This window comes from Paracoccus hibiscisoli (genome assembly GCF_005048265.1).
GTDB lineage: Bacteria > Pseudomonadota > Alphaproteobacteria > Rhodobacterales > Rhodobacteraceae > Paracoccus > Paracoccus hibiscisoli.
Genome location: NZ_SUNH01000019.1, coordinates 77,484 through 96,187, shown reverse-complemented (window position 1 = coordinate 96,187; position 18,704 = coordinate 77,484). Strand labels below are relative to the sequence as shown.

Below are 18,704 nucleotides of genomic sequence, written 5' to 3'. Positions count from 1 at the left end.
AAACCGTTCAAAGAACGCCCATTCCTCGTCCGACATCAGGTCTCGTGCCAAGCTGGTCTCGATCGCAGATACCAGCTTGAATCATGCCCGAACCGCGTTGTGAATCCCTTTTGTCAACACGGCCTAGTGCAACTTATTGATATCAGGTGGAGAGCCCCTGCCCTGTTCCACAGTTTTGAACGCTGATATCAAAAGGCTTTTGCAGACCCTCCGGGCCTACCAGCAGTTCCATGCGGGTCGATGCCGGATCGTGGTGCAGCGTTCCTATGCAACCGCCAGGGCAGGACGCTCTAGATATGTCCGCAAGCACAGGTGCAAGCCGTCGCCGTTGGGAAAACTGTTCCTGTGAAATCGCACACCTTCCGCGCAAGGCGGGGCCTCGATTCCGTGCAGACGTCTGGTTGCTGGCCAAAATCCCTATCCGGCCGACACGCCAATACAAGGTGTACTTCTGTTCGGAGCCGTCATCGCAGAGGCGCAGTCCGGGCTGCCGCCTGACAGCGCATAATAATACCGGCCGAGATCCGCGCCGATGCGATGGGCGGGTTGTCGTTATGGGCAGTGCCCGCGGATGCGATGGTCGCGGCCAGCTGAAGGATTGCCCGGAGCGTCCGGCAAAGACGTCCGGGCCTTGGGTCAGGTCGCGCCCGGCGCGGCCCCGCGCGTCTTGGACAGCGACACGATCACCCCGATGGTCAGGATCACGAAGGTGATGCCCAGGGACCAGGCCGGGGGAAACTTGGCCCAACCCATCGCATCCGCGATGAAGATCTTGGAGCCGATGAAGATCAGCAGGATCGACAGCGCGTATTTCAGATAGGCGAACCGGTGCAAGATCGCCGCCAGCGCAAAATACAGCGCCCGCAGCCCCAGGATCGCAAAGATGTTCGAGGTGTAGACGATGTACGGGTCGGTTGTGATAGTGAAGACCGCGGGCACCGAATCGACGGCGAAGACGAGGTCGGCCACCTCGATCACGATCAGCGCCAGCAGCAACGGTGTCGCCCATCGGACCAGCGTCCCGGTTGCCGGGTCCGGGATCCTGACAGTGAAGGCGTGGCCGTGCAGCTGGTCGGTCACCCGGATGCGCCGGCGCAGCCACGCCAAGGCCCGGTTGTCGGCCATGTCGTGCGATTCCTCCTTGGCAAACAGCATCTTGACCCCGGTAAAGATCAAAAAAGCCGCAAAGAGGTACAGGACCCAGTGATAATTCTCGACGATGGTCGCACCAAGACTGATCATGATGCCACGCAGCACGATCACGCCCAGAATGCCCCAGAACAGCACCCGGTGCTGATATTCGCGCGGTATCGCGAAAAAGCCGAAGATCAAGGCGATGACAAAGATGTTGTCCATCGCCAGCGTCTTTTCGACGATGAAGGCGGTCAGGTATTGCGCTGTCGCCTCTCCGCCCATCTGCCAGTAGATGAAGCCCGAAAAGGCCAGACCAAGCGTGATGTACATCGCAGACAGCCTCAGGCTCTCGGCGATGCCGATCTCGTGGTCGTCCTTGTTCAGCACGCCGAGGTCAAAGACCAGCAATGCGACGACCAGACCGATGAACAGCAGCCACATCCACAGCGGCTTGCCCAGAAATGCGATAAGAAGAAGTTCCACGATGCCCTCGAGACAGATGCCATCGCGCAGGGTATGGAAGGGGACGGACCGCCAGGCACACCGAGCACGCTCGATGCGGTCCGACATCGCGCTGTGTTCGATCACAGCGCCAGAGGGGCCCGGTCCCGCATCCTCGACATAGCGACACAGGCTCGCATCCGCAAGACGCCCGACCCACATGCCCCGGTGTCGGAAGACGTTCCGATGATACGCCATCCGCCTGTCTGCCGGCAGCCCCTCTCCGGGGCAGGTGCTCGAGGGCCAAAGCCGAGGCTTGTTGACGCCCGTACGGTGCATTGGAGCAGTGATGGAGCGCATGGTGTGCAGCGCCGGTCAGTGTCCCAAAACCCCTGACATGCTTACCAGCCCGCGGGTTGATCAGATCAGGGCGGAGCGCGGGACGCTCAACCGGCCCGCGCCCCCGAAAATGGTGCCCTGTGGCCCGATGCCAAGGTCGTCCTCAGACCGGTATTCGTCGGACGACCGCCCAAGGTTGAAGGTGGTGTCGCCGCCAGCAGCAGGACCAGCGACCTGCATCTGCAGGGGTCGCGCGCATATGTCCGCGTCTTCCTGGCAGACAGCCCGTCACAGCCACGGACCGTGACGGGCCAAGGGGTATAATTCCTTGCGTCAGAACTCCAGCATTTGGTCGCGACCGGAACCACCGCCCGCCAGACGGATCGGCCGGGCCTCGACCGCGAAGTGGGGGGCCAGCGAGGGGCGCGGCGTGTCATCGCGTTGCGCCATGCCGTCCACCTGGAAGGCGCCGATCTCGGAGGAGAGCACCTCGGCCTGCTGACGCAGGGACATCGAGGCGGCGGTGGCCTGCTCGGCCACGGCCGCGTTCTGCTGGGTGACCTGGTCCAGCTGGTTCACGCCGGTGTTGATCTCGCCCAGACCGACCGATTGCTCGCTGGTGGCGAGCGCGATGGCCGCGATCTGCTCGGAAACCTCGGACGCCTTCTGCAGGATGACGGCCAGACTGTCGCCGGTACGACCCACCAGCTCCGACCCTGTCTTGACCTGCGCCGCGCTCTCCGAGATCAGGCCGCGCACCTCGCGGGCCGATTCGGCGGCGCGTTGCGCAAGACCCCGCACCTCGGATGCGACGACCGCAAAGCCGCGGCCCGCCTCTCCGGCGCGGGCGGCCTCGACCCCCGCGTTCAGCGCCAACAGATTGGTCTGGAAGGCGATGTCGTCGATCACCCCGATGATCCGGGTGATCTGCTCGGAGGATTTCTGGATGCCGCGCATGGCGGTCACGGCCTCGGTGACGACGCCTGCGCTGTCGCGCGCGATATCGCGGTTCTGGCTGCTGGCGCGTTCCGCGCCCCGCGCGCTCTCGGCGGTCTGGCGCAGGCTCTCATTCATCTGGTTCAGCGCTGCGGCGGATTGCTCCAGCGTGGCGGCCTGGGTCTCGGCCCGGCTGGACAGCTCTCCGGCGGCCATGTTGATCTCATCCGCGCCGCCGCGCACCTGATGGGCCACATCCGCGATGCGGCGGATGGTCTGGGACAGGCGCGTGACGACGCCGTTGAAGGCCAGCCGCAGCGAATCGTAGCCCTGAGGGAAGGGATCATGCGCGGGGCTGCCGATCTGGTGGGTCATGTCGCCGGCGGCCAGACGCTCCAGCCCGGTGCCGATCTCGCGCACGACGCGGGACTGGCGGGCGGCCTCTGCCTGGGCGGCCTGCTCGCGCTCCGCGCGACTGCTGGCGGCCTCGTCCTCAAGGCGCTTGGCCTCGATCGCGCGGTCACGGAAGATCTGCATGGCAGAGGCCATGCCCCCGATCTCGTCCCGGCGGCCGGAATGCGGGATAGGGGTGTCCAGATGCCCATCCGCCAGACGCCGCATGGCGGCGGTCATCGCCTCGATCGGGCGCGAGATAATCTGGGCGCCGAACCAGACCACGGCCAGGGTCAGCAGCAGCAGCAGCGCCGCCGCCATCACCGCCCGGTCGCGGGTGGCCGTGACCTGGGCCATCACCGTGGCGCGCGGCACCTGCATCAGCAGGGTCCAGCTTTCATCCACATCGGTAAAGTCCACCGTTCCGCTGAGAACCATCATCTGCTGATCCCCGACCGAGGCATAGTGCAGGGCCCCGTCATCCATCAGGGCACGATCCGCAGCCGAGATGGGCTGACCCAGCAGCGACCGGTCCTCATGCGCGATCCACAGCCCGCCCGAGCTGATCAGCCGCACCTGACCGTCGCCAAAGGGTCGCAGCCGGTCGATCCGGGTGGACAGATCATCCAGCCCGACATCGCCGGTCAGGATGCCGATGGGCTGCCCCGCGCGACGCACCACGCCGCTGGCGGTGGTCATCAGGACGTCGGCGCCGTTCACGCTGTACAGATAGGGCGGCGTGATCAGGTCGCGTGCCTCGCGCAGGGGGCGGTCATACCAGGATTCGGTCCCGGCCTCGGGGCTCATGTCCAGCTGTTCAAGCGCCACGGTGCCGTCGGGGGCGTAGAAGAAATAGGGCACGAACCGTCCCGACGGATCGGAATAGGCGCCACCCACGGACCGGGCGTCGTCACCAAGGGCGTCAGGCTCCAGCGCCAAAGTCATGCCCACCAGATCGGGACGGGTGGTCACAACGCCGCGCACGACGCGCGCCAGCAATTCCCGGTCCACCACCGGGTCGGCCACGATCCCCTCGACGGCGGCGACGCTGGTTCGCACGGTCTCGATCACGCTGTTCATGTCCTGGGTGACCATCGCGGTATATTCGGCGATCAGGGTTCGGGCATGTGCCTCCGCCTCCTGAGAGGAGACGCGGGACATCAGGGTGGTGGTCAGCATGATCACGGCAATGATCGACAGGGCGGTCAGGGCCGCAGCCGAAAATGCCAGCTTGGCGCGAATGGACATGGATCGGGTCGGCATGGTCACCCCTTTTCTGGGTCTGGTCATGAGTGGCGTCGACCCAAGCCCCTATCAGAGCCCGGTTTCCAAACGGTTACCAAGCCCTTCAATCCTGAAAATCCGCCATATTAACCTGCAATTGCTGACCGGTGGATGGCCAGATCGGGGCGTCGCAGCCGCGCAGCGAAACGGCGGCCCCTCGGACGCCATGCAGCGCGGATGCGCGGTCGACCGCCGCAAGGAGCGTGGGAAGCAGCCGCACCTGCAGTGTCCGGAAGACGTGGCCAGACCCCGCCCTCACCAGCGCCGGACCGTCCCACACGGTCCGGCGGGAACGGCGTGCGCTTTAGTGTCGAAGAGATTGGCGAGGCTGCCGCCCGTGCGCTTGCAGTGGAGCGCACGGCGCGACGCCATTCACCGTGGCTAACGGCGAGGCGGGCCCCGGCGGCCTCGGGTCTCGTCCAGGGCGGGGATGGACCAGCACCCTTCGAACACGCGGCGCGGATGCGGCCGGCGGGGAGACCGTGGCCCAATCGCGGATCGGGAAGGCGACGATGGATGGCTCGCCCCGGCCCCGTTCGGGTTAGGCGATCACCCTCTGGCGCCAGCCGCTCGGGGGACGCCAGCCAAAGCGCGCGTCAGGGGCGGAGCCGGCTGCCGTCGCGGGCCGAGGCATAGGCCGCCTCGACCAGTGCCAGCGTGCGCAGGTTGTCGCGTCCGGAGGTTTCGGGCACGCGCCCCTCGCGCAGGCAATCGATAAATTCTTGCTGGATCAGGGCGACGCTCTCCTGGATATTGTGCCAGGGCGGTTCGGCCCAACGGAACAGCGGCGCCGAGATGTCACGCACCTGCCGGTTCGAACGCCCCGCGGCGGGCGGACGCGCCATCCGCCATGGCTGGACCGCAGCCCGCGCGGGCGACCGCCGTCTACCCCTGCCCCACCGTCAGCGGTCAGCGGCATAGGCCACAAGCGTCGCGCGCACCCCGTCCCGGCGCAGCGCGGACAGCGCGTCGGAAAAAGCCGCGATCAGCGGCGCCGGCCCGGCCAGGTCGCCAAAGATCGCATGCTGGGAGAGGAACGCCCGCGGATCGTCCCGCGCGGCCAGCGCGTGCTGGCGCAGGGTCGCATGCGCATCGTCGTTGGCGGCGATGGGCGCGCCCGCCTCGGTCGTGCCTTCGCAATAGCGGCACCACAGCGCCAGCTCCAACGCCAGCCCGTCGATGGGCGCGCCCACAGCCAGCCGGTCGCGCAGCGTCGGCAGGATGAATTTCGGCTGACGGTTCGACCCGTCCAGGCACAGGCGGGGGATGGTGTCCCCGATCTGAGGGTTGGAAAAGCGGCTGACGATCAGCGTCAGATAGTCGTCATAGCTGACCCCTGCGATGGGCTGCAGGGTCGGAACGATCTCGCGCGTCTCCAACGCGCGCAGCCATGCGGCGATGTCGCCGTCCGCCATCGCGTCATGCACGAAATGGTGCCCCAGCAGCGCCGAGGCATAGGCGATGGCCGCGTGGCCGCCGTTCAGGATGCGCAGCTTCATCAGTTCGTGGCGGCTGACATCGGCGACGAATTCGGCGCCGACGGCCTCCAGCGCGGGGCGGCCCTGGGGGAAGTTGTCCTCCAGCACCCATTGGCGGAACGGCTCGCAGACGACTGGGGCGGCATCTTCGATGCCAAAGCGGTCGCGGACCAGGGCGCGTTCGCGGTCGCTGGTCGCGGGGGTGATGCAATCGACCATGCTGTTCGGAAAGGCCACGTTCGCCTGCACCCAATCGGCCATCGCCGGGTCCTGCGCGCGGGCCAGCCCCGTCAGCGTGCGCGCGCAGACATGGCCGTTCTCCGGCAGGTTGTCGCAGGACAGCACCGTGAAGGGCGCATGCCCCGCATCGCGCCGCGCCCGCAGCGCCGCCAGGATCATGCCGAACACCGTCAGCGGCGCGTCGGGCGCGCCTGCATCATGCACCATGTCAGGGTGACCTGCGTCGAAGCCGTCGGTCTTGGCATCGACGTAATACCCGCCCTCGGTGATGGTCAGCGACACGATGCGGATCGCGGGATCGGCCATCGCGGCGATGGTGGCACGCGGATCCACAGCCACGAAATCGACCATCGACCCCAGCACCTGCGCGGACAGGCCCGCCGGGTCCAGCTCGACCAGCGTGGTCAGCCAGTCTTGGGCGGCGAGCCGGTCGCGCATGGCCGCGTCGCCCGGACGCACGCCCGCGCCGCGCAACGCCCAACTGTGGTCGCGGCCTTCGGCGAACAGCCGGTCCAGATACCACGCCATATGCGCGCGGTGAAAATTGCCGACGCCGACATGCAGGATGCCCGCGGTCAGCGCGCTGCGGTCATAGGCGGGACGCGCCACCGTGTCGGGCAGCCCGGCCAGCGCGGATTGGGTCAGTTGGGTGGCCATGATCGGACCTTTCGTCAAAGCGCCCCTGGTCCGCGGCGCGGGATGCGCGCGGGGGGCCGGGAATTGCAGCGGGTGCGGCGGTCAGCTGAGCCAGTTGCCGCCGTCGACATTGTAGGTCTGGGCCACGATGTAATCGGCATCGCGGGAGGCCAGGAAAACGGCCATGCCGGTCAGGTCCGCCGCGGTGCCCATGCGGCCAAAGGGGACGGCGGCGCCGACCTCGGCCTTTTTCTGGCCGGGGGCCTTGTTTTCGTATTTCGCGAAGAACGCGTCGACGCCGTCCCAGTGTTCGCCATCGACCACGCCGGGGGCGATTGCGTTCACGGTGATCCCGTGGGCGATCAGGTTCAGGCCCGCCGATTGCGTCAGGCTGATGACCGCGGCCTTGCTGGCGCAATAGACCGCGACCAGTGCCTCTCCGCGCCGCCCGGCCTGAGAGGCCATGTTGATGATCCGACCCCCCTGCCCGCGCGCGATCATCGACCGCGCGACGGCCTGCATCATGAACAGCGTACCCGACACGTTCACCGCCATGATGCGGTCGTGATCGGCGCGGGTGATGTCAGTGATGGGGGCGGCGGTGAACAGGGCCGCGTTGTTGATCAGGATGTCGATGCCGCCGAACTGGCTCTCCACCGAGGCCACGCAGGCGTCGATGCTGGCCTGATCGGTCACGTCCAGCGCCACGGCGATGGCGCCCTGGCCCAGACCGGCGGCTGCCGCGCGGGCGGCCTCCAGGTTGATGTCGCAGATCGCCACGCGGGCGCCCTCGCGCAGATAGGCGCGGGCGAATTCCAGGCCGATGCCGCGCGCGGCCCCGGTGATCAGGGCGGATTTCCCGGACAGCCTCATGCGATGCGCGCCCCGGTGTCATCAAAGCGGTGCATCTGCGCGGCGTCCGGCGTCAGGAAGACCGTGTCGCCGTGATGCAGGTCGATATCGCCGCCCGCGCGGACGGTGATCGTCTCGGCCAGGCCCGTCCCCTCGACATAGAAGAACGTGTCGGACCCCAGATGCTCACTGACGCCGACGCGGCCCTGCCAGGTGCCTGCGGTGGGCGATACGGCGATATGTTCGGGGCGGATGCCGATGGTATGGGCGCCGTGGCGGGCGGCCTCGGGGCCGTCGATCAGGTTCATTTTCGGGCTGCCGATAAAGCCCGCGACGAACAGGTTCTTGGGCGCGCGATACAGGTCCATCGGGCTGCCCACCTGCTCGATGAAGCCCGCGCGCAGCACGACGATCTTGTCGGCCATGGTCATCGCCTCGACCTGATCGTGGGTGACATAGACCATCGTGGTCTTCAGCCGGTTGTGCAGCTCGCTGATCTCCAGGCGCATGCCGACGCGCAGGGCGGCGTCCAGGTTCGACAGCGGCTCGTCGAACAGAAACGCCGCCGGTTCGCGCACGATGGCCCGCCCGATGGCCACGCGCTGGCGTTGCCCGCCCGACAGCTGGCCCGGCTTGCGGTCCAGGTAATCGGTCAGGTTCAGGGCCTTGGCGGCCGCAGTGATGCGGCGGTCCTGTTCGTCCTGGGGCACCCCCGCCATGCGCATCGGGAACGCGATGTTCTTTCGGACCGACATGTGCGGATAAAGCGCATAGCTTTGGAACACCATCGCCAGGCCACGCTTGGCGGGCGGCGTGTCGGTGGCATCCTTGCCGTCGATCAGGATGCGCCCGCCGGACGTATCCTCCAGCCCCGCGATCAGGCGCAGCAGCGTGGATTTCCCGCAGCCCGAGGGCCCGACAAAGACCACGAACTCGCCATCGTCGATGTCCAGGTTCAGGGGCGGGATGACCTCGACCTCTCCGAACCGCTTGGTCACTGCCTCAAGGGTGATGCGTCCCATGATGGTCCCCTTATTTCACCGCGCCGAAGGTCAGGCCGCGGACAAGTTGTTTCTGGCTGAACCAGCCCATGATCAGGATCGGCGCGATGGCCATGACGGAGGCCGCCGAGAGTTTCGCCCAGAACAGCCCCTGCGGGCTGGAGAAGCTGGCGATGAAGGCCGACAGCGGTGCTGCATTGGTGGTGGTCAGCTGGATGGTCCAGAACGCCTCGTTCCAGGCCAGGATGACGTTCAGCAGCATGGTCGATGCGATGCCCGGGATCGCCATGGGCGTCAGCACATACAGGATCTCGTCCTTGAGCGACGCGCCGTCCATGCGCGCGGCCTCCAGGATCTCTCCGGGGATTTCGCGGAAATAGGTGTACAGCATCCAGACCACGATCGGCAGGTTGATCAGCATCAGCATGACCGTCAGGCCGATCCGCGTGTCCATCAGCCCGGTGCGCAGAAAGATCAGATAGATCGGCACCAGCACCGCCACAGCGGGCATCATCTTGGTGGACAGCATCCACATCAGGATGTTCTTGGTGTGCTTGGTCGGCGAAAAGGCCATCGCCCAGGCCGCCGGGATCGCCACGATCAACGCCAGAATGGTCGAGCCGACCGCCAGGATCACAGAATTGGTGAAGGGCCGCCAGTAGTTGTTCTGGGTCTGCACCGCCTCAAAGCTGGACAGCGTGAAGGACGGGATCAGGCTGAAGCCCGAGATCGCCTCCTGTTCGGTCTTGAGGCTGGTGATGATCGTGTAGAGGATCGGAAAGAACAGCGTCAGGGCCACCACCCATGCGGCGATGGTATAGCCGATCCTGCTGCGTCTGCTGCTTGCGCGTGCCATGATGTGCCCCCTCAGTCCAGGTTCTTGCCGACGGCGCGCATCAGGAAGATGGCGACCAGATTGGCCAGGATCACGGCGATGATGCCGCCTGCCGCAGCGCCCCCGATGTCGAAATTCAGCCGCGCCGCGCGATAGATCAGATAGGTCAGGTTGGTGGATGCATTGCCCGGACCGCCATTGGTGGTCACCAGGATCTCGGCATAGATGCCCAGCAGGAAGATGGTCTGGATCAGGATCACCACGGTGATCGCCCGCGCCATATGCGGCAGCGTCAGGTGGACAAAGCGGCTGATCGCGCCCGCGCCGTCCATTTCCGCCGCCTCCATCTGCTCTCCGTCCAGCGATTGCAGGGCGGTCAGCAGGATCAGCGTCGCGAAGGGCAGCCATTGCCAGGCCACGATGATCACGATCGAAGTCAGCGGATATTGCGCGAACCAGTCCACCGGCTGCAGGCCCAGGAACCGCGCGATGTCGGCAAAGACGCCATAGGACGGGTGCATGATCATGTTCTTCCAGATCAGCGCGGCCACCGGGGGCATCACGAAGAACGGAGAGATGATCAGGATGCGCACGATCCCCTGCCCCCAGATCGGCTTGTCGATCAACAGAGCGATGGCGATGCCAAGGACCACGGTGATGGTCAGCACGCCCAGCACCAGGACCAGCGTGTTGCGGATCGCGGCCATGAAGGCGGGGTCGGTGACGAAATACTGATAGTTGAACCAGCCCGCCCAGCTGATCGCAGCCGGGTTCAGCAGGTTATAGTTCTGGAACGAATAATACAGCGTCATCCCCAACGGGACGATCATCCAGATCAACAGCAGGATGATGGCGGGTGCGCGCATCAGGCGCGCGAGACCGGCGGTCTGGCGGGTGGCCATGGCTTGCGTCCTTTGCGGGGGATGGGGTGCGCCGCCCCGACCGGGGGGCGGCGCGGGGGGCCTTACTTGGGATAGCCGGCGCGGGCCATCTCACGCGCGGTGCTGGTCTGGGCCGCCGCCAGCGCATCATCCGCCGACATCTGACCTGCCAGCGCCGCCGAGAAGGTCTGGCCGACCTGCGTGCCGATGCCCTGGAATTCCGGGATCGCGACGAACTGACCGCCCGTGTAGGGGATGTCCTGCACCGATGCCTTCTGCGTGTCGGCCGAATTGATGGCCTCCAGCGTCATCGCGGCAAAGGGCGCGGCCTCCTGGTATTCGGCGTTCTCATAGAGCGAGGTCCGCGTGCCCGGAGGGGCCGCGCGCCAGCCCTGCGCCTCGGCCACCATGTCGGTGTATTCCTTGCTGGTCGCCCATGCCACGAATGCCTTGGCCGCCTCCTGCTTTTGGCTGGAGGCCGGGATGGCCAGGTTCCACGCCCACAGCCAGTTGCCGTGGTTGTCCACGCCGTCCTTGTTGGGGAACTGGGCGAAACCGACGCTGTCGGCCACGGTCGAATCCGTGGGATCGGTCACGAAGCCCGCGGCGACGGTCGCGTCGATCCACATGCCGCACTTGCCCTGCTGGAACAGCGACAGGTTCTCGTTGAAGCCGTTGGACGACGCGCCCGGAGGGCCGTATTCGTTCATCAGCGTCAGATAGTCGGTCAGCGTCGCCTGCCATTCCGGGCTGTCGAACTGGGGGTTCCAGTCGGTGTCGAACCAGCGCGCGCCATAGCTGTTGGCCATGGCGGTCAGGAAGGCCATGTTCTCGCCCCAGCCCGGCTTGCCGCGCAGGCAGATGCCATAGACCTCGGCGTCGCGGTCGGTCATCGCCTCGGCCGCCGCCGTGATGTCGGTCCAGGTCGGGTTCGACGGGATGGTCACGCCCGCGGCCTCGGCCAGGTCGGTGCGATACATCACCATCGCCGATTCCGCATAGAAGGGCGCGGCATAGAGGGTGTCGTCGACCGACAGGGCGGCGCGGACGGCGGGGACAAGATCGTCCACGTCATAGCCCTCGGGAAGGTCGTCCAGCGGCGTTAGCCAGTTCTGCGCCGCCCAGATCGGCACCTCGTAGGTGCCGATGGTCAGCACGTCATACTGCCCGCCGCTGGTGGCGATATCGGTGGTGACACGCTCGCGCAGGATGTTCTCCTCCAGCGTGACCCATTCAAGCTGGATGTTGGGGTTCGCCTCGGTGAAGGGCGCGGTCATCTGCTGCATGCGGATCATGTCGCCGTTGTTCACGGTCGCGATGGTCAGGGTCACATTGTCCTGGGCGGCGGCGACGGTGCCGACAGCGCACAGGGCCGTGGCGCCCAGAAGGGCGCGGAATGTCGTGGTCATGGTAGTCCTCCCTTGGCGATTGGGCATTTGCCCTACCGATGGGCATATACTCAACTGCGGACAGGATTCTGTCAACGGCCATTCCCCGCCGCAGTGCAGCGTCGGGCCATACCGTTCGGATCATTCAGGATTTTTCAGTCCAGCAGGCGTTCCGCCGTCGCCTCGGAGGTGACCAGGCCGTTGATCAGACCGCCGATCAGCGCCGCCCGAATCGCGGGCAGTTTAGCCTGACCCAGGGCCACGGCGATCACTGGGCGGTCCGTCCCGCGCGGCAGCGGAGCCGAGGCCACCCGCCGGTTGAAGTCGCAGTCGATCACCTGGCCCCGGTCGTCATAGACCCAGCTGGTGATCTCTCCCACAGCACCCGCGCGGTGCAGCTGCTCCATTTCGGGGACCGACAGAAACCCGTCCACATGCAGCGGCGCGGTCATGTCCATCTGCCCGATCCCCACCAGCGACAGGTCGGCGCGCGCGCACAGGTCGATCGTGTTGCGCGCGGCCTGCTGGGCCTGCATCGCCGCCAGCTCTGCCGCGTCGCGCGCCAGGACGGGCAGCGGATAGGGGTAATGCGGCGCGCCGATGCGTTCGGCCAGCCGGATCGTCGCGTTGTAGGGCGTGGCCGAGCCGTCCTCCATCATGTTGCCAAGGCGCGAGACGACGACATGCTGCGGGCAGGCCATCGTCGGCAGCTGTTCGACCATGGCGCGCAGATTGCGCCCGGTCCCCAGGCTGACGATGCGGCGGTCGGGCGATTTCAGCACCCGCTCCAGATGCGCGGCGGCGGCGATGGCGATGCCGGTCAGCAGGTCGGGGGCGGCGGGGTCCGAGGGCGCGACCTCGGCCACCAGCAGGCCGAACCGGTCGCGCAGCGCCGCACCCAGATCCATGCAGCGCCCGATGGGGTGGTCCAGCCGGACCTTGACCAGCCGCTCGCTGACGGCCATCGCGACCAGGCGCTGCGCCGACTGACGGCTGACGCCCAGCTTGCGCGCGATCTCGTCCTGGGTGTTGCCCGCGACATAGTACAGCCAGCCCGCGCGGGCCGCGTCGTCCAGGCGAGTGGTTTCGGGGGTAAAGCGGTTCTGGGTCATGTGGGCACCTGCATCCGGGCCAGGCGGGCGGGGAAATCGGACCAGTCCGTCAGCGCCTCTGGGGCGGTCAGGTCGGCCAGATGCGCGCCCCCGGTGTAATGCAGCACCCGCATTCCGGCGGCGCGGGCGGCCTCCAGCCCGGGCTGGCTGTCCTCGATCACCAGCGCAAGGGCCGGGTCCACGCCCATCTGGCGGGCCGCGAACAGGAACAGGTCGGGCGCGGGCTTGCCGCGCGCCACCTGGCTGGCGGTGAACACATGCGCGCCGAACCGGGCTGTCAGTCCCAGGATGGCCAGCGTCCGCGCCACCCGCGGCGGGCTGGACGAGGTCGCCACGCAGACCGGCAGCGTCACCCCCTCCAGCATCGCGGCAAAGCCCGGCGTCGCGCGCAGGCCGGTCTCGAACCGGGCCAGCAGGCGGGCACGATAGGTCGCCTCGAAATCTGCGGGCAGGCTTACGGCAAAGCGGTCGCGGATGGTGGCCACGACGGTGGGAAAGCTGCGGCCCAGGAAATCGCGGCGCACATCGGCGGCGGTGACGGTGATGTCCAGCCGGGCCAGCTGGTCGATCAGGACCTCGGCGGACAGCACCTCGCTGTCGGCGATGACCCCGTCGCAGTCGAAGATGATCAGATCCACACGCATGCGGCCTGCCATACTGCCAAACGCTGCGGCGGGGAATAGCGGACCGGCGCGGGCGGGCGCGAAAACCCCGCCCGCGCCCCGGGCGTCACCCCGCCTCGGCCAGCAGCACGGCCGCGATCGCCTCGGACAGCTCAGGGCCGACGCGCTGGAACCCCATCAGGCGCGCGGTGGCGCGGATCATCTGGTCCGGGGTCATCGCGCCGCTTTCCTGCGCGACGCGGCGGGCGGCGGCGGCGATCTCGACCGGCGGCAGGCAGGCGGCCTTGAGCAGCGGCCCGGCCTCGGCGCTGCGGTCGCGCACGGGCGGGTCGTCGGCCTGCGCCCGCGTCATCAGGAACGCCCCCTGCCGCAGCAGCGCGTCATCGCGGCGCAGCGCCAGGGCCACGGCGCGCGCCACGGCGTCGCTGATGCGGCTGCCGGTGCGGGCCTTGCCAAAGGCCGCGGCGATACGGCGCGCGACCTCGTCGGCATGAACCGGCCCCTCGGTGGCGATGACCTGGGCCACCAGATCGGCCAGCAGGGCCGTAGGCTGGTCATGCGGCTCTCCTGCCTCGGACAGAGGCAGGGCCGCGCGGCAATAGGGCGGCGCCTGCAGCGACAGATGCGCCAGATCGGGGGCCATGTCGGCAGGCTGGGGCGGCGCGGGTTCGGACGCCGCCGCCTCGGACGGGGCCAGCCGGTTCGCGCCGCGCGGGCGGATGCCGTCGCGTGCGGCCTCGCGCGCCTCCGACAGGGCCTGGGCTAGGCGGGCGATCTCGGCCTCGCGGCGGTGGAACCAGTCGGTGCTCCAGATGCGGTGGAACCGCCAGCCCAGATTCTCCAGGATATCCTGGCGCAACCGGTCGCGTTCGCGCGCCCAGAGCGCCCCGTGATAGGCCGCGCCGTCGCATTCGACCGCCGCCAGATACTGTCCCGGCTTGTCAGGGTGACGCACGCCCAGATCGATGCGGAACCCCGCGCTGCCGACCTGCGGATCGGCCAGGTAGCCCAGATCGCGGATGACGCGGGCCACGTCCTCCTCGAAGGGGCTGTCGGGGGGCGCGCCGGTGGGGCGACGTTCCTCGATCAGGCCGGTCTGCGCAAAGTCCAGGAACCGCTTCAGCACACGCGGCCCCTCCCGCGTGGTGCGCGCAGGGTCGATATCGCCCGGATCAAAGGAGGCGAACACCTCGCAGCGGATGCGCGCGCGGGAAAACAGCACGTTCAGGCGCCGTTCACCCCCCTCCCCGTTCACCGGGCCGAACTGCATCCGCGTCAGCGGGCCGTCGGGTTCGGACGGGCCATAGCCCACCGAAATCAGGATCACGTCGCGTTCGTCACCCTGCACGTTCTCGATGTTCTTGACGAAGACGTCTTCGGCCCCGCCCTCGCGCAGCAGCGCGTCCAGCGCCGGGTCGCGGCGGCGGGCGGCGTCCGCGATCTCGGTCAGCATGTCGGCCTGCGCCTTGGAGAACGCGACCACGCCCAGGGACAGCCCCGGCCAGCGGCGGGCGTGATCGGCCATGGCGGCGACCACGGCCTCGGCCTCGATCCGGTTGGTGCCCGCCCGGCCCTGCCCGCTGCCCCGCGCGGCATAGGCGCCCGAGACGCGGCGGAACTTCAGCCCGTAATCGGGGTCCAGCTGTAAGGGCGAGGGCGGCAGCACCAGCCGGTCGTCATAGAATTCCGCATTCGACACCCGGATCAGCGACGGGTCGCGCGACCGGTAATGCCATTCCAGCATCCGCGAGCGCAGGCCCCTCGCCTCGCAGAGCGACAGGATGCTCTCCATATCGGCGACGTTCGCGCCCTGCGGGCCATCCTCGGGGTCGTCCATGTCCTCGGCGTCATCCACCAGCCGGTCAAAGAACGAGGTCGGCGGCAGCTGCTTCTGATCGCCCACCACGACGATCTGGCGGGCGCGGGCGATGACGCCCAAGGCGTCCTCGGGGCGGATCTGCGACGCCTCGTCGATGACCAGCAGGTCGAACCGGATCGCGTCCGGCGGCAGGAACTGCGCGACCGAGATCGGGCTCATCAGCATCACCGGCTTGATGCGCTGGACCATGGGGCCGGCATGCGCCATCAGCCAGCGCACCGGCTTGTGGCCGCGGCGGCGGGCGATCTCTCCGCGGATCAGGCCCATCTCTCCCTGGGTGCCGCGCGGCAGCTGGTCGAAATGGCGCGACAGGATCAGCGTCTTGGTCGTCTCGATCCGCTCGGTCTCCAGCTGGCGGAACAGGGTCACCAGATCGTGGCGGTCCAGATGCGGCAGCTCGTTCAGGCCGGGCCGCGCCTGCCGGGCGGCGTTCCAGCGCGCCTCGGCGCAGGCATAGGCGAACTCTGTCGCGGCCTCCTGCGGGTCCAGATGCCCCGCCGCCACCGCGTCGATGACCGCGCCCGCGCCATGGCGGCGCGCGGTGTCGGCCTGCCGCGCCAGATCCGCCCATTCGGCATAGCGCGCCAGCCCCCCGGCCATCCGCGACAGCGCCGCCTGCGCATCGGCCAGCGCCGCATCGTCGCCCAGGGGGGCCGCGCCCGCACCAATCGCCAGGCGGTCGCGCACCTGCGCCAGCGCCCCCCGCGCCGCGCGGACGGCCTGATCCAGCGCCTCGCCCGCCGCCTGCGGGTCGTCCAGCGCCGCCAGCGCCCGCGTCACCGCCGCGCCATCCGCGAACCCCTCGCAGCCGCGCAGCCACAGGGCCACCGCCGCCAGCGCGGCAAAGGGCGTCCGCTCTCCGCGCCAGGCGGCGCCCAGGGTCGCGGCCAGATAGCCCTCCTCATCGGCCAGCGCCCGGCGCAGGCGGCGCAGCGCCACCAGCTGATCGGCCAGCGCCAGCCGCCCCGCCGCATCCGGCGGCAGATCCTGCGTCAGCAGCGCGCGGAGCTGCGCCGACGCGCCGCGATAGGGCCCGAAGAACCGCCCCAAAACCGACCCCACGCCCCGCGCCAGAGCGTCGCGCAGCGGGCCGGGGTCGATCTCGAACGCGGCCGGGGTAAAGCGCGCCTGCGCCTGTGCCGTGGCCCAATCCGCGCCCGCCTGCAGCGCCTGCGCCAGACGCGGATCGCCCGCAGCCGCGAACAGCGCCCCGGCATGCAGAGCAGCATCTTGCGGCGCGCGTGCCAGCACCGTCAGCAGCTGCGCCAGGGCCGCGGCCTGATCCAGCGTGCCCGGAGCATCGCGGCCCAGGGCCTGGGCCACCTGCGCGCGGTCGCCGACCGCCGCCAGCGCCGCCTGCGCGCCGCGCAGATCGTCGCCAAGCCGCGCCAGATCGGTCGGCTGCAGGTCCAGCGCGCCCGTGCCCCGGAACGGATGCGCCTCGGGCGGGCCGGTGCGCGCACGCGCCGCGACAAAGCGGGCGATGGCCTCCTGCGCGGTGGCGCGGGCGGCGGCGTCCAGCGCCTCCAGCCCGGCCAGCGGAATGGCGGGCGCGCGCGCGCCCTGCCCCATCAGCCCGATGATGCTTGAGATCGCCGCAAAAGGCGGCTCATCCGAGGGCGGCAGCGGGTCGTGCAGCAGCGCGGTGATGGCGTTCAGCCGGTCGCGCGTCTGGCGCAGCCGCGCCGGATCGGCGGCGGGCGGCAGGGCATGCGCCCCCGCCATCAGTGTGCGGCCCAGCTCCTGCGCCAGGGCCTTCTTGTTGGCGCTGCGCGAATGCAGCTCCAGGCAGATGTCGCGCAGGCCCGCGCGGGTCAGGCGGTCATGGACGACCGACAGCGCGGCCATCTTTTCGGCCACGAACAGCACGGTCTTGCCGTCATGTGCGGCGGCGGCGATGATGTTGGTGATGGTCTGCGACTTGCCCGTACCGGGGGGGCCTTGGACGACCAGACTGGCGCCCGCGCGGACCTCCTCGATGACCTTGGTCTGGGACGCGTCCGCGTCGATCACCTGGATGATCTGCGCAGGGTCCAGACGGTCGTCCAGACGGTCGCGGTCGCCGAACAGCGGCGCGTCGCCCGCGAACCCCCGCGCCAGCAGCCCGTCCAGCAGCGCGTTGCCGTCGAACGACCCCTCGGGCCAATTGGCCGGGTCCAGATCGCGGTGCATCAGCAGCTTGGCAAAGGAAAAGAACCCCAGCTGCATCCCGTCGCGGTCCACCTGCCAGTCGCGCTGGCCCGACACGGCCTCCTCGACGCGGGTCAGATAGTCGCCGGGGGTCCAGGTCTCGGTCTCGTCGATCTCGGGCAGGTGGATGCCGAAATCCTGGCGCAGACGCTCCTGCAGCGGCAGGTTGGCGGCCAGGTCATCCTCCCGGGCGCACAGATCGAAGGTCGAGCTGCGCTCGTTGCGGACCAGCTGCACCGGCAGCAGGATCAGCGGCGCCTCGCGCAGCACCTGCGATCCGGGCGCCTCGCGCCAGCGCAGAAACCCCATCGCCAGATAAAGGACGTTCAGCCCCTGCTCCTCCTCGGCGGTGCGCGCGTCATGCGACAGGCGCAGCAGGCGCCGGGCCAGCGCCTCGGGGCCCATGGGGGTCTCCAACTGGCTGTCGGTCACGGCCTCCGCGCCCGGCGCGGCCAACAGCAGGACGCCGTCGGGGGTCGCGGTGTCGCAGCCCATCGCGCGAAAGCGCATCCGCTTGCCCTGCAGGCGCAGCAGGCGCCAGATCTCGTCGCTGCGTTCGTGGATGATATTCAGGCAATTGGCGCGCTGATTGTCGCGGTTGACATGGATCAGGCGGTTCCGGGTCCCCGTCTCCAGCAGCTTGCGGCGGGCGGCATCCAGGGTGCGGGTCAGGGCTTGGGTCATGGGCCGGCTCTTGTCATTGCGCATCATCGCGGGGGGCAGAGACAGGAACATAACCGCAACGTTTGGCAAAGACGAGGGATTCCAGACACAAAACACGGCTTTCTTAGAGTGCTTCGAGACAGCCCGGCCCCCTTCTACGACGCCTTTTGGCCCCGATTGCGACCCAGACCCCGGCACCGCCCGGCCAACCGGTATCGCGCGGAAGGACCTCGGGGCCAAGGTTCGGGGCAATGTTTCAGCAGGCTGACGGCCCTTGGTGCAAATGATGTGACGTGTAAACCACTGTGGCGGTATGCTGTTTCAGAATCGGGAAACTGTTCGGCAAAAGCAGTCAGTTATGGCTGGCTGCACCCAGCGGTCGGGGTCGGGCTCCTTTGC

At 68.3% G+C, this 18,704-nt stretch carries 12 protein-coding genes; all 12 read right to left on the bottom strand.

The features are described from left to right. Positions 1 to 636: 636 nt before the first annotated feature. Positions 637 to 1,617, bottom strand: a complete 981-nt coding sequence (locus FA740_RS13995) for a TerC family protein (protein WP_136857391.1) — start codon at positions 1,615 to 1,617, stop codon at positions 637 to 639. Between the two features lie 630 nt (positions 1,618 to 2,247). After that, the gene (locus FA740_RS13990; protein WP_169306312.1) at positions 2,248 to 4,506 is read right to left on the bottom strand and encodes a methyl-accepting chemotaxis protein; all 2,259 of its coding nucleotides are present in this window, start codon (positions 4,504 to 4,506) and stop codon (positions 2,248 to 2,250) included. 617 nt (positions 4,507 to 5,123) lie between these two features. After that, positions 5,124 to 5,372: a hypothetical protein gene (locus tag FA740_RS13985; protein WP_246053642.1), complete on the bottom strand. Its 249-nt coding sequence runs from the start codon at positions 5,370 to 5,372 to the stop codon at positions 5,124 to 5,126. Positions 5,373 to 5,429: 57 nt separating this feature from the next. Then, complete coding sequence (locus FA740_RS13980; protein ID WP_136857389.1) at positions 5,430 to 6,902, bottom strand: mannitol dehydrogenase family protein; 1,473 nt, start codon at positions 6,900 to 6,902, stop codon at positions 5,430 to 5,432. An 81-nt stretch (positions 6,903 to 6,983) separates the two neighbouring features. Continuing rightward, positions 6,984 to 7,754, bottom strand: coding sequence for an L-iditol 2-dehydrogenase (locus tag FA740_RS13975; RefSeq protein ID WP_136857388.1), 771 nt, complete (start codon positions 7,752 to 7,754; stop codon positions 6,984 to 6,986). Further along, a complete protein-coding gene (locus tag FA740_RS13970) occupies positions 7,751 to 8,755 on the bottom strand; it encodes an ABC transporter ATP-binding protein (protein WP_136857387.1) in 1,005 nt (334 codons plus the stop codon). The genes FA740_RS13975 and FA740_RS13970 overlap by 4 nt, the downstream gene beginning before the upstream one ends. 10 nt (positions 8,756 to 8,765) lie before the next feature. Beyond that, a complete protein-coding gene (locus FA740_RS13965; protein ID WP_136857386.1) occupies positions 8,766 to 9,590 on the bottom strand; it encodes a carbohydrate ABC transporter permease in 825 nt (274 codons plus the stop codon). A gap of 11 nt (positions 9,591 to 9,601) precedes the next feature. Continuing rightward, complete coding sequence (locus FA740_RS13960) at positions 9,602 to 10,471, bottom strand: carbohydrate ABC transporter permease (protein WP_136857385.1); 870 nt, start codon at positions 10,469 to 10,471, stop codon at positions 9,602 to 9,604. 62 nt (positions 10,472 to 10,533) lie between these two features. Next, the gene (locus FA740_RS13955; RefSeq protein WP_136857384.1) at positions 10,534 to 11,859 is read right to left on the bottom strand and encodes an ABC transporter substrate-binding protein; all 1,326 of its coding nucleotides are present in this window, start codon (positions 11,857 to 11,859) and stop codon (positions 10,534 to 10,536) included. Between the two features lie 134 nt (positions 11,860 to 11,993). Continuing rightward, on the bottom strand, positions 11,994 to 12,950 hold the full coding sequence (locus FA740_RS13950; protein WP_136857383.1) for a sugar-binding transcriptional regulator: 957 nt from the start codon (positions 12,948 to 12,950) through the stop codon (positions 11,994 to 11,996). Further along, positions 12,947 to 13,594 carry an HAD family hydrolase gene (locus FA740_RS13945; protein ID WP_246053641.1) on the bottom strand — a complete coding sequence of 216 codons (648 nt, stop codon included), beginning with the start codon at positions 13,592 to 13,594 and terminating at the stop codon, positions 12,947 to 12,949. Before FA740_RS13945 ends, FA740_RS13950 begins: the two co-directional genes overlap by 4 nt. Positions 13,595 to 13,679: 85 nt before the next feature. Then, entirely contained in the window at positions 13,680 to 18,326 is a 4,647-nt protein-coding gene (locus tag FA740_RS13940) for a DUF3320 domain-containing protein (protein ID WP_136857381.1), read from the bottom strand. Between the last annotated feature and the right edge of the window lie 378 nt (positions 18,327 to 18,704).